General features: G+C 45.6%; 16 protein-coding genes. 1 reads left to right on the top strand and 15 read right to left on the bottom strand.

Translation table 11 applies throughout. From position 1 onward, the window contains the following. Position 1: 1 nt before the first annotated feature. From B5F77_RS00425 to ligA, 10 genes are all read right to left on the bottom strand, one after another. The gene (locus tag B5F77_RS00425) at positions 2–856 is read right to left on the bottom strand and encodes a hypothetical protein (protein WP_239445672.1); all 855 of its coding nucleotides are present in this window, start codon (positions 854–856) and stop codon (positions 2–4) included. A gap of 106 nt (positions 857–962) precedes the next feature. Next, on the bottom strand, positions 963–2,870 hold the full coding sequence (locus B5F77_RS00420) for a serine/threonine-protein kinase (protein WP_239445669.1): 1,908 nt from the start codon (positions 2,868–2,870) through the stop codon (positions 963–965). A 23-nt stretch (positions 2,871–2,893) separates the two neighbouring features. Next, positions 2,894–3,697 carry a protein phosphatase 2C domain-containing protein gene (locus B5F77_RS00415; protein ID WP_087326078.1) on the bottom strand — a complete coding sequence of 268 codons (804 nt, stop codon included), beginning with the start codon at positions 3,695–3,697 and terminating at the stop codon, positions 2,894–2,896. Between the two features lie 14 nt (positions 3,698–3,711). Next, positions 3,712–4,221: an FHA domain-containing protein gene (locus B5F77_RS00410; protein ID WP_087326076.1), complete on the bottom strand. Its 510-nt coding sequence runs from the start codon at positions 4,219–4,221 to the stop codon at positions 3,712–3,714. Next, complete coding sequence (locus tag B5F77_RS00405) at positions 4,218–4,466, bottom strand: hypothetical protein (RefSeq protein ID WP_087326074.1); 249 nt, start codon at positions 4,464–4,466, stop codon at positions 4,218–4,220. Before B5F77_RS00405 ends, B5F77_RS00410 begins: the two co-directional genes overlap by 4 nt. Before the next feature lie 146 nt (positions 4,467–4,612). Beyond that, positions 4,613–5,263 carry an FHA domain-containing protein gene (locus tag B5F77_RS00400; RefSeq protein ID WP_087326072.1) on the bottom strand — a complete coding sequence of 217 codons (651 nt, stop codon included), beginning with the start codon at positions 5,261–5,263 and terminating at the stop codon, positions 4,613–4,615. Positions 5,264–5,266: 3 nt separating this feature from the next. Beyond that, complete coding sequence (locus tag B5F77_RS00395) at positions 5,267–5,644, bottom strand: LytTR family DNA-binding domain-containing protein (RefSeq protein ID WP_087326070.1); 378 nt, start codon at positions 5,642–5,644, stop codon at positions 5,267–5,269. Between the two features lie 279 nt (positions 5,645–5,923). Beyond that, positions 5,924–7,036 (bottom strand): universal stress protein, encoded by a 1,113-nt coding sequence (locus tag B5F77_RS00390; protein WP_087326269.1) that lies wholly within the window; start codon positions 7,034–7,036, stop codon positions 5,924–5,926. Positions 7,037–7,151: 115 nt separating this feature from the next. Then, a complete protein-coding gene (locus B5F77_RS00385; protein ID WP_087326068.1) occupies positions 7,152–7,424 on the bottom strand; it encodes a DNA-binding protein in 273 nt (90 codons plus the stop codon). 157 nt (positions 7,425–7,581) lie between these two features. Beyond that, positions 7,582–9,582, bottom strand: coding sequence for an NAD-dependent DNA ligase LigA (gene ligA, locus B5F77_RS00380; RefSeq protein WP_087326066.1), 2,001 nt, complete (start codon positions 9,580–9,582; stop codon positions 7,582–7,584). A gap of 516 nt (positions 9,583–10,098) precedes the next feature. Between ligA and B5F77_RS00375 the strand changes: the two genes are divergently transcribed. Further along, a complete protein-coding gene (locus B5F77_RS00375; protein ID WP_087326064.1) occupies positions 10,099–10,566 on the top strand; it encodes an AraC family transcriptional regulator in 468 nt (155 codons plus the stop codon). Positions 10,567–10,639: 73 nt separating this feature from the next. Here B5F77_RS00375 and B5F77_RS00370 read toward each other — a convergent pair whose 3' ends face one another. Genes B5F77_RS00370 through cysC form a run of 5 tightly spaced genes read right to left on the bottom strand, consistent with a single transcriptional unit; the run spans position 10,640 to position 15,748 of the window. Next, entirely contained in the window at positions 10,640–11,623 is a 984-nt protein-coding gene (locus B5F77_RS00370; RefSeq protein WP_239445698.1) for a PCMD domain-containing protein, read from the bottom strand. A 4-nt stretch (positions 11,624–11,627) separates the two neighbouring features. Continuing rightward, complete coding sequence (locus tag B5F77_RS00365; protein ID WP_087326062.1) at positions 11,628–12,743, bottom strand: sulfotransferase; 1,116 nt, start codon at positions 12,741–12,743, stop codon at positions 11,628–11,630. Between the two features lie 8 nt (positions 12,744–12,751). Continuing rightward, on the bottom strand, positions 12,752–14,194 hold the full coding sequence (gene cysN, locus B5F77_RS00360; protein WP_087326265.1) for a sulfate adenylyltransferase subunit CysN: 1,443 nt from the start codon (positions 14,192–14,194) through the stop codon (positions 12,752–12,754). A gap of 34 nt (positions 14,195–14,228) precedes the next feature. Further along, entirely contained in the window at positions 14,229–15,137 is a 909-nt protein-coding gene (gene cysD, locus B5F77_RS00355; RefSeq protein WP_087326060.1) for a sulfate adenylyltransferase subunit CysD, read from the bottom strand. A gap of 8 nt (positions 15,138–15,145) precedes the next feature. Continuing rightward, on the bottom strand, positions 15,146–15,748 hold the full coding sequence (cysC, locus tag B5F77_RS00350) for an adenylyl-sulfate kinase (RefSeq protein ID WP_087326263.1): 603 nt from the start codon (positions 15,746–15,748) through the stop codon (positions 15,146–15,148). Positions 15,749–16,028: the final 280 nt, after the last annotated feature.

Raw genomic sequence — 16,028 nt, 5'->3', positions numbered from 1 at the left:
CTTAAAAGAATACACCCACACCTGCATTCAAATCTGCATATTTAAAATTAATCGTATTACATCCTACACTGAGATAAACAGGTCCTAACTTACACATCACATCAATATCACCTGCCACACCTACATAAGATGCATCTAAATGTTTAGCCCATGATTGAGAACCAAGTGTCCCCGTTTGATGGTCAATCGTATAATACTCATATAATAATGTCCGTTCACCATAACCTACGCCCACCGATGTATAAAGCCAATTGGTACATTTAATCACCAATCCACCCGTAAACGCATAAAGACTCTTTTTCCGTTCGTTCGTAAAATAATACGCATCCTCAGAAAGTGCCTCTATCAACTCGCCTCCATTCTGGCTATTACACTCAGCTGTATAATATTTGTCGAACGACATATTCGTTTTAAAACGTACGTACCAACCTAAACGCTTTCCTACGCCTCCAACAGTCAAGCCATAAGGAGCTTCGATCGCATATTGATACCCAATGAAAAACTTCATCCGTTCTTTTTTTTCTTCAAAAGATACAACTTCATCCGAAGGTACATAAAGCATTTGGTTTCGAACTTGCTCTAATTTCTCTGTCCAATATTCGGCCAATTCATCACTTACTGGCGTACCTATACCTTTTTGATAATAAAGTATCAATTGATGAATAGCCGTCGTATCTTGCTCTGTACCTAATACATTCAAGCAATTCAGACATTTACTCATCAAACTGCGCATAGAAGAACGCGATGATTCATCTTTTAGCCAAATTTCTGTTAACTTATCTATGCTATACATATCACAATACGAGACACCCTCTTCATACCACATTTTGGCATCCCGATAATCTTGGCGTTTCATGGCCTCATCTCCCTTTCGATTATATTCTGCTCGTTGTTGAGCCCATACTCCTATTGGAAAAACCATGCAACATATTAATAACCAAATCGTTTTCATATATCAATCATCAATAACCTGTTGCCCCTTGGGTAATCAACGTACCATCGGAGGCATAAATATCAAACAATTTATCTTCTCGTTCAAAAGCCCGGCCATCTTCTGCTTTACCTACACTCAAGTATTTGCAAGGGATGCGCTCAATTCCTTCTTCGTCAATCGCCCCATAACGGTTGTTTGCTTTCTTCCGAACAATCATATAAGTCCCGAAAGGCATCTTCTCCTCATAGCCATTTTTACGTTCAACGACAGCTTCTTCCTCTATCTGTTGATCACAAAACACCAATAAGCGAATGACCTCTTCCGTTACTTCAAACTCCTTTGCCTTATTTAAATCTGCTTTAGCTGTTTGATAGTCCTTCTGATTTATTTTTTCCTTTCCCGAAGCAAGCCATTTTTCATACAAAAACAACTTATTATCCTCTTCTGCAAGAGTTTTTTTTGCTTCTACTACTTCTTCTTTGCGCGACGATTGCACTTCCGAAGAAACCTTCGGCTTCTCTTCTTTTTTTATAACCGTTTTTTCCTCATTTTTAGCCTGTGAATCCGTCCGATTATCGTTATATTTATTCGAATTTACAACTATATTTTCTTTTTGAGGTACTGAATCCATTTTCATCTCAGCCTCAGAAGGTTGCAGATTCACCATAGCAATCGAATCAATCTTCTCTATTTCCGAGATTTCCTTTACGGCACCCACATTCGTCTGAGGCAAATGATGCTCATTCTTAGTATATACATACCATCCAGCAGCACTTCCACCAAAAAGAACGATAGTCCCAATCGTTATCACCACTACCCCAACATTACGCTTTTTAGGCTTCAGATTCGAAGTATCTGTTTGTTTCGAAATCTCATCTTCTCCTTTATGATTTAAAACCGTCTCTTCTTCCTTTTCTGAAATATCTCCGGTTTTTGGAGGCAAAAGAGTTGTTTCCTCTTCTTCATTCATACCATCTTGAGGCAAAGAATTCGAAATATTTGAAGAGGGTTCTACATCCGATAAAGCCAATGCATCCAACATTTCCCGAACACTTTGATATCTATCCGCTGGAACAATCTCCATAGCTTTCAATATCACTTGCTCTATTTGAGGCGAAATATGCGGATTCAATACGCTTGGTTTCTCTAATAACCGCGTAGCTCTTAAAATAGATTCGGTCGGAATCTTTCCCGTCAGCAAATTGTACATCGTAGCCCCCAGTGAATAGATATCTGGGCAAGGAGAAAAAGTCTGTATACCTTCACTATCATATTGTTCGATAGCCGCAAATCCTTTGGATAGCGTCAACATCGTAGTACTTGTCTCCTCTTCCTGAATATCGTACCGCTTACTTACACCAAAATCAATTAGACGCGCATTATTATTCCGATCTATCAAGATATTACTTGGCTTTATATCCAAATGGAGAATATTTTTCTGATGCACAAAAGCTAATGCTTCACCAATTTGCTTAATATAACGTAACACCAAAGCCTCAGGAAGCACACCCTCTTTCGACAATCTATCCTTCAAAGAACTACCTGCAATGTATTCCATTACAATATAAGCCGTATTGTTCTCTTCAAAGACTTCCAACACATTGACTATATAAGGATGATGAACCTCTGAAAGGATCTTGGCTTCTTTAATCAACTTCTCTTTGAATTTATTGAAAAGAAGCTTTCCGGTATCTGAATGGACACGCACAATCAACGATTGAGGGTCTCGGCTACAATAATCCTTAAAGAAATATTCCTTGATGCACACGGGTATCTCCGTTCGCATAGCTCCCAAAGAACCTTTGACCTCCGTAGTCCAAAAGCCTTTATAAGTTATGCCAAAACCGCCTTGCCCAATCACTTGCGCAATCTTGTACTTTCCTCTTTGAAGTATATATCCATTAGGCAAATTCATATCGTCAATAATGATTCCCATTTAATTTGCCAAAAATACACCATTTAAATAAAAGAATAAAGAAATGTGAGGAAATTTTCCGTTAAACTCTCCTTTTTTTGCACATTCTTCACAGGTATAAGGTAAAATGAGAAATTATCACGACTATTTTCCGAGCAAACTTCCACCAATGTATCCTTTATCTTCTCCAAAGAGAATGGCTCGGCAAATAAATTTTCTAAGTCTTTTTTACGCCAACTTTCTATTACGCCATCTGTACACATAAAGAAAATATCTCCATCTTTCACATCCGTAATAAAAGAAACGTCCACCTCAGTAGGGTGATTTTTTCCTTGGATAGCCCGTAGAATAATATTTTTTTGCGGATGAATCCTTGCTTCTTCTTCCGTAATACGTCCTAACTTTACCCACGAATTAACCAACGAATGATCCTCCGTTTGAAAGATGATATGTCCTTCACGTATTTGATACACTCTACTATCACCGATATGAGCTATTACGACCGTACCTCGTTCTACATAGAGCATAGCCATCGTTGTTGCCATACCAATTGCTTCAGGATGTTCTGTTACATATTGGTCGAAACATGTCTCTACATATTGTACACTTTTTTGGATAAAACTACTATTTATCTCTCCTATTAAAAAAGTTCGAAAAAAAGCTGGAATCATTTCGCACGTTAAACAACTGGCTATCTCCCCCTTATTTTCTCCTCCTACGCCATCACATACCAAAAACAAACTATCTTCTGAAGATACAACTTCCGGCAAAGGATAAACCGCATCTTCATTATTTTTGCGTTTACCTTTTTCTGATGCAGCAAAAGGTTGTCCTAATAGGATATTCATCGCACATTTATACGTTATAAGTTAAACCGAAGAATTGTATGGCCAATAATGATCTCATCATTATCTTGCAACACTACTATTTCTCCTTCTTCTAAATATTTGTTATTATATAACGTATGATTTTTGCTATTATTGTCTGAGAGAAAGTGTTTATATCCGCCCCGTTCTTCTTTTTTTACCTCCAATCGTAAATGCTCACGACTCATAGAACGATCATTTGTTTGAATCGCCAAATCTGCTTTTGAGGCAGAAGATTGTCGACCGATGATAAATATACCTTCATGTAAAAGAAATGTTTGCGTTTCCGTATCCGGATTAGCCATTACGGTCAACTTACCTACACTTTTTTTTACAGGTTGAAGAAGCTGGGTTTCAGCTTCTTCCTCCTTTACTTTAGATGTTACTAAGGATATTGGGATAGCTTGTTTGCATTTAGGACATTTGAAAGAAGTAATGCCGAGGGGAAGTTTCCCCTCGTCTACTTTCAAACCAACCTGACAATATGGACATTTTATTGCAATCATATCATAAATGAAATATCCATTCCATCAATATCAATTGAATAATTATCCACGACGTCCCCATCCGACATAACTACCGTATCATCCGACAGGGTAATAAAGTCTGTAGTATCCGTCTCTCCATCGTCAAGCATCACAGCATCCAAGACGCTGTCTTCTCCTTCTACATCCACCACTACGACATCGCCCAAGTCTACTGCCTCCGGACCATTGTCGATCGTAACGAATGTGTAATCATTCTCATGCATAATACTATCCCTTCCTCATTGCTATTAGGTTATTATAATTATAGCGCAAAAGTAAGAAAAGGATTTGTAATATTCCCACTCTAATAACCTCCGCTAATCAAACGTTTGAGGTTTCTGTACAAAACAAGGCACTTTGTAGGACGAAATCACTCATTCGTCCATTTAGCTTGACAAGTCGAAACCGGACATTTTTTCTTTTTTCGTAACGATTCCCAAGGTATGTCACCCAAAAATGTACCGCATTTTGGACAAACATAATCAATCTTGAACTGGTTCGTCAAATCTTGTAACTGTTGGGGTATTTTAGCTGATTGGCGTGCTCCCAAATAAACTCCTACGACAGGAGCCAGGACGGCCAACAACAGACTAAACATCATCCACACCGAACTGCTTTTCCCTACGAAACCAACTACCATACCGATAATTCCCAACAAAGCAAAAGGCAGAGATTGGAACAAGCGCGTCTTGAATTGGTTCGAAGATTGTATTCTCACCTTCTCCCGCACATAATCATCATATACTTGTTTTAACGCATTAAACTCTTCACTATAGTCATTCTGGCTTTTCAACAAACTTTCCAAATCCGTTTCATACGTTGCACCGAAACGAATCTTATCCGTTGTTGACACCTTCTTTTTTAAAATCTGAACATCATTAATATAAGTACCATTCGAGGAATTCAAATCTTCCAAATACCAACAATCCTGTTCGCGTATCAATCGTGCATGATGACGACTGACGGATAAATCGTTTACGACGCAATCATTGTCAGATGATTTTCCTATTGTAATCGCCATCTGTTAACTTTCTATCGTTTTATCCATATCCTGTTCGAGAGTCTCCTTCAACACACGCAAAGGGTCTTTCGAAATATTCAATTCAATGGGTTTCCCTGTCTCTGCGAGCAAGAGCAACTTTTGCTTCGGCAAATTGATTTGCAATATATGATTTTTATTCAGGATATGACTTTTCCCTACGCGGATTAGTATTTCATTACTTCCATTCACTTGCTTCTCCAAAAGCTCTTCGATTTTCCCAATATTGATGGCAAATGTAAATTGTATACCATTCGATAAGAGTAATTTGGTATAATTTCGATCTGCTTCAAAATAAAGGATTTGACCTATTCGAATTCGAAGTAGTTCATCCCTCGTTTTAATGATTAAATATCGATCCATCGCTTCTACTTTTTTTACTTGTGTCGTTTTACAAACAAATATACAACATATTTTTTACAATCCGATGCGTTTTCTCAAAAATCCACATTAAAGTTTCATTTCAAGTAGACATTCGGCTCAGGCACAATAATCTAAGCCTCGCCCTGCAAAAGCCAAGGCTTAGATTAAAAAATTCATGCCTATAATCGATTTGGTTTCTCGTTATAATCGCCGGCATTTATAACTATAATCGTTTTTGTTTATGCCTATGTTTCCGACGAAACTGGCAACTTCCTCCTTTTAGGCATGCATAACCAAAAGGGGCGTATCCGTATGGAACAACATCTTCTTGGCGATGCTTGGATTCAATATCCGAGCTAAAATATTCCGTCGGTACGTGGTCAATGCAATCAAATCAATGTGCTGGTCACGCACGAATTTCTCGATAGCCAAAAGCAAATCGCCATCATCGAGCACCGTATAGGAAATAGATGCCTCAGGATATTGCTTTTGGAAATATTCACGGACGCCCGTCAAACGGATTTCGTTCCATTCATCCCGGCTTGTAGAGATATTAAAGAGATGAATTTGTACGTCATACCCTTTGATTACATCCATGAAACGGTCGAAAGCTATCAAATCCCGCTGACTGAAAGAGGTTGCAAACGCGATGTGCTTCGCCTCGCCCAAATCATGAAAAGGTACGTTCTCCGGAATCGCCAAGACGGGGACTTTATTCATTTCAATAACTTCGCCTGTCACGCTTCCAATCAAATCAATATCTTTCTGGTCTTTACCGCGCGTTCCCATCACAATCAGGTCGGGACGGTATTCTTTCCCATACGCAATGATTTCCTCTTCAGGCAAACCTTCACGCAAGGTATAATCATATTTCACCTTCGGAAGGATACCTTCTTCCATCCGTTTATCTATCTCAGCACATAATTGCGCCATATCACCTTGTACACGGTTTACCATGTTCCGGGTGCTTTCCTCGTTGGCTTGATATGCCATCGTATCCCCCAATGGAATAGCAGATGGGAAATAGGGGCTAAAATAAGCGTGCATAATCATGACTTCGGCTCCTTGCTTATGGGCATAATTGATAGCTATCTCGCAAGCTTTCAAAGAATAATCCGAAAAGTCGATAGGGACTAAAACACGTGTTTCCCCCGCTTCCTTGTCTTTCTTTTCCGGTTTAGGCGATTCAAACCATTTGTTATCTTCAATCAGGCGAAGCGCATGAGGCAAATCGCTTTCTTTGATGCGCACCCTGACGCCCGCCGAAACGACCGGTTGTATCTGATTGACATTATGGATATATACCTCTATTCCTTCCGCTTCCAACATCATTTTAAGCATTTGCGCCTTCTCGAAAGTCAGAATAGCTAATGTAATTAACTTGTCTTCCATATCCATTCCTCCATTTTAATGTAATTCTAAAAATGATTGTAGAAAAGAAATCCCAAGGTAAATCTCCCTTATTTGTTCAACTTACCTTAGGATTTTCTTAAGAGCAAAAGCCTTTTTACGCTTCCGGTGCCGCAGATGCCTGGCTTTCTTCCAAAATCTGCTGAGCACGTTCCAAAATTGTAGTATCATCCAAGACTACCAGCCCTCCGTCAGGACCCGGCTCGATATGAATACCGCAACTCTTGCCGTCTTGAAAGTTTTGCCCGCCAAAATAATTACGGACAGTTTCCACTGAAACACCTAATTCGTCTGCAATGCGATGCATACTGCCATCAGGCAAACTATCTTTAATTCTACGTAATTCATTAAACGTGATCGTCTTTGTCATGGTTGTTTGTTTTTTGAAGGTTAATACTCTGTTAATTGTACCGCTAACTTACACATAAAAATGAGAACCACCAAATTATTTGGGAAGAAATATTACAATAAAATTACACCGATTTCACACCCGTCTGAAAGTCAAACAAATACAGAATCAATATTTTTTAGTCTTCCAATAGTTTCAAAAACTCTTCTTCGTGCATCAGGCGGATACCGAGCTTCGCGGCTTTCTCCATTTTGGCGGGTCCCATATTCTCGCCTGCGAGGATAAAACTCGTCTTGCTGGAGATGGAACCGCTGTTTTTCCCTCCGTGTTGTTCGATGAGCACTTTGTATTCGTCGCGCGAATGATGGCTAAAGGTTCCGCTGATGACGACGGTCTGTCCTTTCAGCTTCTCGCTCTTCGTGCCGGTTTCCTCTTCCGCGCTTTCCATTCGCAAGCCATAGGAGGCGAGGCGTTGGATGAGGATCTGGTTCGTTTCATTCGCGAAATAATCGACCAAGCTTTGCGCGATGCGTTCGCCGACATCTTCGGTAGCGACCAATTGTTCGAACGTAGCCGCCCGGAGCGCCTCCATCGAATGGAATGCTTGCACCAACCGTTTCGCCACGCTCTCGCCTACATACCGGATTCCTAACGCAAAGAGTACCCGCTCGAAGGGCACTTGCTTGGAGGCTTCGAGGCTATCCAGCAAATTACGCGCGCTGCGTTCGCCGCGTCGTTCGAGACGGACGAGGTCGTGCATTTGCAGCTCGTAAAGGTCGGCGGCATTATGGAGCAGTCCCGCTTCGTAGAGGTCTTCCACGGTCTCCGGTCCCATATTGATGTTCATCGCCTTGCGGGTGACGAAATGTTCGATGCGGCCTTTTATCTGCGGCGCGCATCCGGTATCGTTCGGACAATAATAGGCAGCTTCGCCTTCAGTGCGGACGAGCGGCGTGCCGCATTCAGGACACCGGGTGATGAAGCGTACCTTCTCGCCTATCAGCATCGAGCGCGCCTCTTTGTTCACGCCTACGATTTTCGGGATGATTTCCCCGCCTTTCTCTACATATACCTGATCACCGATATGTAAATCCAATCCCTCGATGATGTCGGCATTATGGAGCGAAGCGCGTTTTACCATCGTCCCGGCCAGCAAGACCGGCTCCAGGTTGGCCACCGGCGTGACAGCTCCCGTCCTTCCCACTTGATAGGAGACCGAATTCAGGCGCGTCTCTTCGCGCTCGGCCTGGAATTTGTAAGCGATTGCCCAGCGCGGATTCTTGGCCGTATAGCCCAGGGCACGTTGCTGGCGGAGCGAATTTACCTTGAGCACGATGCCGTCGGTCGCCACGGGGAGGTTCTTCCGCGCCGTGTCCCAGGTATTAATATAGGTATAGATATCGTCGAGCGAGTGGCATACCTGAATCGCGTCGGAAACCTTCAGTCCCCAGCGTCGCGCCGCCTGCAAATTTCCGTAGTGCGTATCCGCGGGCAGCTCCTCGCCCAATACATAATATAAATAGGCGTCCAGGCGGCGGGCTGCCACAATGGCGGGGTTGAGCTGCTTGAGCGTCCCTGAGGCGGCATTGCGCGGATTGGCAAAGAGCGGCTCCTCTTGCGCGGCGCGTTCGCGGTTGATGCGGTCGAACTCGGCCCAAGGGAGGAGCACCTCGCCGCGGATTTCCACCTCCGCCGGGACGTCGTCGCCCCGGAGCCGGAGCGGGATGCTGCGGATGGTGCGCACGTTGGCCGTTACATCGTCGCCGCGTGTCCCGTCGCCGCGCGTCACGGCCCGTACCAGCACGCCCTCCTCGTAAATCAGCGAGATAGAGGTACCGTCGAACTTCAGCTCGGCCACAATCTCGAAAGGTTCACCCAAGAGGCGTGCCGTCCGTTCGTAAAAATCGCGCACTTCGTCCGCCGAATAGGTATTGCCCAGCGAAAGCATCGGGTAGCGGTGCGTCACCTGCACAAACTCCTTCGAGATGTCGCTCCCGACGCGCTGCGTGGGCGAAGCCGGGTCGGCATATTCCGGATGCGCCGCCTCCAAATCCTGCAACCGCCGCATCTTGTCGTCAAATTCTTTATCGGAAATGGTCGGAGCCGAAAGCACATAATACCGATAATTGTGCTCGTCTAATTCCGTCCTAAGTTGTTCTATTTCTTCTTTTACGGTCATCTTTTATCTTTTTTCTGGATTAAAAAACGATACAAATTTAACCTTCTCGCCGCTTTTGCGCAAGCGAAACGGGAAAGAATTGCGTCCCCGCCAACGGCAGGAGCCTTTTGAGGAAATTATAGGAGAAGAAAAATACGCCAATTTCTCTTATAATGTATGTAAGGAGAAATTTAAACCTGAAATTTATCCTTACAGGCAAGAAAGGAGAAGCTTAGAATGTAGGATTATCCTTACAGACAAGAAAGGAGAAGCCTAGAACGTAGGCTTATCCTTGCAGATAAGAAAGGAGAAGCCTAGAACGTAGGCTTATCCTTACAGACAGGAAAGGAGAAGCCTAGAACGTAGGCTTATCCTTGCAGACAAGAAAGGAGAAGCCTAGAACGTAGGCTTATCCTTGCAGACAAGAAAGGAGAAGAAAAGCCAGTTTTCTTCTCCTATAATGCTTTTTTATGCAAAAAGAATTGGCAGGGAAGGCGGGAAAAGTTATTTTTGCGAAAACAACCAAAAAACAAAGGCATGGAAAACAAGAAAATCACGGTAGACGATATTTACGTTTCGCCCCTGAAAGCGAAAATGGTGACGAATGCGGAGGGATGGATGCGCATGGAGCCGGTCAGCCCCACCCCGCCCCAGACGGATTCGCCCTTCATGAACGAGGTGGCCCGCCTCCTGGCGCGCGACTGCGGCACGACGCCCCAGCAAATTGCCCGCGAGGCGAAAATCAAACCGAAAATCGCTTATGCCCTATTCCAGTACCAAACTGGCGAGCCGATAGACCTTTTCCTCAAACAGTACCGGCTGAAAACGGCGCGCGAATGGCTCGCCTGCACCGACCTGCCAATAAGCGAAGTGGCGAAACGGAGCGGATTCACCTCTCACGGCACCTTCTCGCGTACGTTCCTCGAAGCCACGGGCGTCTCGCCCACGAAATACCGGAAAGCGCACCGGCCTGAAAACTATAAAATAATGTACAAGTGGGAATAAACGAATGGACCATGGAGAATTGACAATTGACAATGGAGAATGCCTCCCTAATTGTCAATTCTCCATTGTCCATTCAATAAACGAGCTTGAGGTTGTCGATCCAGAACGTATTACCGGGCGAACCAATATAAGCGCCGCCGTGGCTGGAGACGAACTGGAGCACCATGTGGGTAGGCGTGTCGTTCGCGTCCGCCCAACCGACCTCTTGAATCGGGACGCTCTCACCTCGGCTGTTCGTCGTGTAACGCTCTTCTACCTGGATGCGCATGTAATCGCGGTAATCCGGATGATGCGAGATGTCGCCATAAAGAATCGGATAAGTAGCCTCGTTCACCCAGCCATTGCTCGACTTGGAATAACGTTGCACCATCGTCCCGACGCGCTTCGAGAAGACATTCCCTTCCTTGTCCTCCCAGCGTTTCTGAAGCAAAAGGATTACCGCGACGGAATCTTGCCCCGCGACTGTCGTCTTCCGGCTGAACCCTGTGCTACGGACGCGCTCGTGTTGCGGCATCACTTTCACTTTATAATCGAACCGCAAAGCCTTGGGACGCTTGGTGAAAGGCACGCCGCTCATCAACATGCTCTGCGGATTCTTGGTTCCTTTAATCGGCTCGTGAATCGTCCCCAAAAAGACCGAACCGGCCGCTACCACTTCAATATCGATTAACCCGAACACCTTAACGCTCTCCATGCGCGTCTCCATACGAGCACACCAACCGCTGCCACGCCGTTCGGGAAACACGGAGACGTTCGTCTTGACAACGCCCGCCACCTTTGCCATCACGTTCGAGTTGGCCCACGGCGAACCGCCCTGGTTCGTATAAGCGATGTTCCCCACGATAGTATCACGCGGTCCCACCTCGTAGAGCAGTTTCGTCGCCCCGCCAATGATACTCGACTCATGAATCTCGCGCACGACCCATTGATCCAAATCCCCGTAGCGGAAAGGAACGACCTGCTCCTGAGAATGGACAACTGAGAATTGATAATTGACAATGAAGGCTAACGCGAAAACCAGTAGCCCTCTACCCTTCTTCCATTCGTTCATCTTCATCACCTTACTCCTCATTTAAATGATAGCCCCACGCATCGAGCGCCATACCCCAATTTTCTTCGACGGTGCGGACGGTAGCATCCTCATATTTGTAACGGTTCTTTTTATATCCTTTTTTCTTGCCCAAATAAGCCTCGATGGCGGCTTTCGACGCCTCGAAATTCGGGAGATTCAGGCGGTGGTAAATATCCTCCGTCATGCCATACGCGTCTTTCTCGAAATCTTCGAATTTAATCTCTACCAAATTTCCCTCCGGAATCAGGTGCTTCTCCTCTTCGAACTTATAGAAAAGACGCTTGTAAACCTCCACGAAGTTGCGCGTCAGCTCTTCGTTGGAAATGGGCTGGAGCATGAGTGGCTTGATAGTATTCGTGAAAAAGCTACGTGTACTCTCGAATACGGTGTAAGGGTTCCGTTTCAGATAAATGAACTTTGCATTCGGGAACATCTCGACCAACGTGCGGACGCGGCCCGTATGCGGCGGATTCTTGCTCAGATACTGACTGCCCTTCGTGTTATACAAGGAGATTTTCACCAATTTCAGGAAAGCATCCTTGAAAATCTGCCGCTCTTCTTCCGTAATATCATTAAACAACAGATACTTGTCGCAATATTCCAACATACGCTGCGGGAAATACCAGAAGTTATAATAGGTATAAGGCATCATGTTCGAGAGGGCGAATTCCTCTTCTTGCGGCAAATCTACCTTCAGTTCCATGTTGTCGGTCGGACGATGGTCCGGCATGAGGAACGACATGTTCTTCTTAAAAAAAGGTTGCCCCCAGAGCATGAGATTCGGGAAAACGGTCTGGTAAGTCGTCGTAAAACCGAAATGCTTGTCGCAAGCAAACACGTTATGCACAAAGGTCGTGCCGCTCCGCCAATGCCCCAGGATGAAAAGCGGATCCATTTCGAGCGGTTTATTCTCCAACAGCTTCTCGTAACGTTTATCCTGCAACGGCACCAAAAGACTCAGTAAACGCCCTACGGCCTTCGTCAGGCGATACTTTCCTTTATAATCCGCACCTATCACCTGCCCGGAGGTTATTTTCTTGAAAGTATCCCAATCCGCACCGACCAACGTATTAATCGGAAGTTTATCAAATTGAAGCAATCCCATATCTCGACTTATTTGATGATTCGCAATTCGACGCCGCGCCGTTCGATTTCTTTGCAGACCTTCTCGACAGCTTCATAATGCTCAGGCGAGATACCCAGCTCCGGCAAATTCAATGTAATGATGCTTTCAAACTCGGAAGCGGCCTGGTTGTCGTCCACCGGATTCAATATCATCCCGACCGCTGAAGTATTGTTCGTAATCGGGTCGATTAAGATAAAGGAACCAGTTTGCTTATTCACTGCGTACGGGTCGAAGAAAAGCTCCTTGCTCGTCGAAATCACGACCTTGCCGATTTCATTCAGCACCAAATGCTCCGCTGCAGATTGTTCCATCGTGTTTACATTCACCTTATAACGGATGCCGTCGATATGGGCGCGGGTCGTGTTGGTGGTTTGTTTCAAATAGAAATGTTTGTCGCGATCCATCGCTTCCTCGTCCATCCACACCAACATCGCTTCGAAACAACGTCCTTCGATAGGCAGGTCGTCCGGATGCACCAACATCTCGCCTCGCGAAATATCAATCTCATCTTCCAACGTCAGCGTCACGCTCAACGGAGGGAAAGCCTCCTCGATTTCGCCTTCGTATGTCACGATGCTCTTCACCTTCGATGTCTTTCGCGAAGGCAATGCCATTACCGTATCTCCCTTACGCACGACACCGCTCGCCACTTTCCCGCAGAATCCACGGAAGTCTTGGTTCGGACGCAAGACATACTGCACCGGATAACGCAAATTCTCGTAATTGCGGTCGCGGTCGATAGGCACCGTCTCCAAATATTCCAACAACGAAGGCCCTTCGTACCAAGGCGTGCGGTCGCTCTTCTCTACGACATTATCCCCTTCCAGAGCTGAAAGCGGAATGCAAGTAACATCCTCAATACCCAATGGAGCGATAAATGCTTTATAATCCGCCACGATCTTATCGAATACAGCCTTGTCGTAATCGACCAAGTCCATCTTGTTGACCGCCAAGACCACATGACGAATGCCCAACAACGACACCAAATAGCTATGGCGGCGCGTCTGCGTAATGACTCCTGCCCGTGCATCCACGAGGATAATCGCCAAGTTCGCTGTCGAACCACCCGTAATCATGTTGCGCGTATATTGTTCGTGCCCCGGCGTATCGGCTATGATAAACTTACGGTTGTTCGTACTGAAATAGCGGTAAGCCACGTCAATCGTGATACCTTGCTCGCGTTCCGCCTTCAAGCCGTCCAAGAGCAGCGCATAGTCGATGTGTTCGCCGGCATTCCCCATGCGTTTGCTGTCTCGTTCCAAAGCCACCAATTGGTCCTCGTACAATTTCTTACTGTCGAATAACAAACGTCCGATAAGCGTGGACTTTCCGTCGTCGACAGAACCGGCCGTCAGAAAACGGAGCAAATCCTTCTGTTCATCCTTGTCAAGGAAAGCCTTTATATCCAATTTCGTATTATTGTCTTCCATAAGATTCTTCATTCTTAACTCTTCATTCTTCATTTTAAAAGTATCCCTCGCGTTTCTTTTGTTCCATGCTGGAATCTTGGTCGAAGTCGATGACGCGCGTCGTGCGTTCGCTCTTCGTCGTGGTCATCATCTCTTCTACAATCTTCTCTATCGTGTCGGCATCGCTTTCCACCGCACCCGTCAGCGGCCAGCAGCCTAATGTACGGAACCGCACCTTACGCATCCGGATTTGATCCCGGTACTTTTCCGGCAGGCGGTCGTCGTCGGCCATAATCAGGTTGCCGTCGATTTCGACTATCGGACGCTCTTTCGCGAAATAAAGCGGAACAATGGGGATATTCTCCAAACGGATATACTGCCAGATATCCAGCTCGGTCCAGTTCGAAAGCGGGAACACACGGATGCTTTCCCCCTTGTGGACGCGCGTATTATAAATGTCCCACAACTCCGGACGTTGGTTCTTCGGGTCCCATTGCTGGAATTTGTCGCGGAACGAGAAGATGCGTTCCTTCGCACGGCTCTTCTCTTCGTCGCGGCGCGCGCCTCCGAACGCGGCATCAAACTTATACTTGTTCAATGCGTTGAGGAGGGCTTGCGTTTTCATCAAATCAGTATGTACCTTGCTCCCGTGTGTGAACGGGCCGACGCCTGCTTTGAACGCCTCCATGTTCGATTCGACAATCAGGTTCCATCCATATTTCTTCGCATATTCGTCGCGAAATTGAATCATCTCCTTGAACTTCCATTTCGAATCAATGTGCATCAACGGGAAAGGCACTTTGCCCGGCGCGAAGGCTTTCTCGGCCAGACGCACCATCACGGACGAATCTTTCCCGATGGAATATAACATGACTGGATTCTCAAATTCGGCAGCCACCTCGCGGATGATATAAATCGACTCTGCCTCCAGTTCCTGCAAATGACTTAATTTATAATCAGACATAAGCTATTTTATTTTCGTATTTTCGGTAATATAATTTCCATTAATCGATTGACGGACTCTTCGAGGCTCAAGACCGACGTGTCTAACGACAAAGCGGGATGTTCGGGTGCCTCAAACGGTGCCGATACGCCGGTAAAATCCCGTATCTCGCCACGCCGCGCCTTGGCATACAAGCCTTTCACGTCGCGCGCCTCACACGTTTCGATGGGCGTGTTGATGTAAACTTCCACAAAATCCTGTTCCCCGATAATCGACGCCGCCATCTGCCGCATCTCGTTGCTCGGGCTGATAAAGGCCGCAAGCGTGATGATGCCCGTATCGACAAACAGTTTGCCCACCTCAGCAATGCGCCGGATGTTCTCCACGCGGTCGGCCGCCGAAAAACCCAAGTTATTGTTAATGCCCGTCCGGATATTGTCGCCATCCAAAATACGGCAAAGGAAACCCTGGCGATGCAACTCGCGTTCCAAGGCTATGGCGACGGTGCTTTTGCCCGAACCGCTCAGTCCTGTGAACCAAATCATCAACCCACGTTGGCGGAGCAGCTCTTCTTTGTCTGTCCGCGTCATCATCCGGTCGAAAATCGGATAAATATGATTCGTTTTTTCCATATATTCGTTCAATCTTCCTATTTAAGAACCTATTTTCGCACGGGAACAACCAAGAGACGCTGTCTCTTCCTTCTTTCCGCACGGGAACAACCAAGAGACGCCGTCTCTTCCTCCTTCCCGAACGGGAACAACCAAGAAACGCCGTCTCTTCCCTCTTCCCGAACGGAAACAGCCAAGAAACGCCGTCTCTTCCCTCTTCCCGAACGGAAACAGCCAAGAAACGCCGTCTCCTCTCCTTCCCAATCCGGATTGTCCCTTAAGGCAACAGATTCTCATATCT

The sequence above is a fragment of the Parabacteroides sp. An277 genome, from assembly GCF_002159645.1.
Classification (GTDB): domain Bacteria; phylum Bacteroidota; class Bacteroidia; order Bacteroidales; family Tannerellaceae; genus Parabacteroides.
This window is presented reverse-complemented; position numbering and strand designations above follow the sequence as displayed.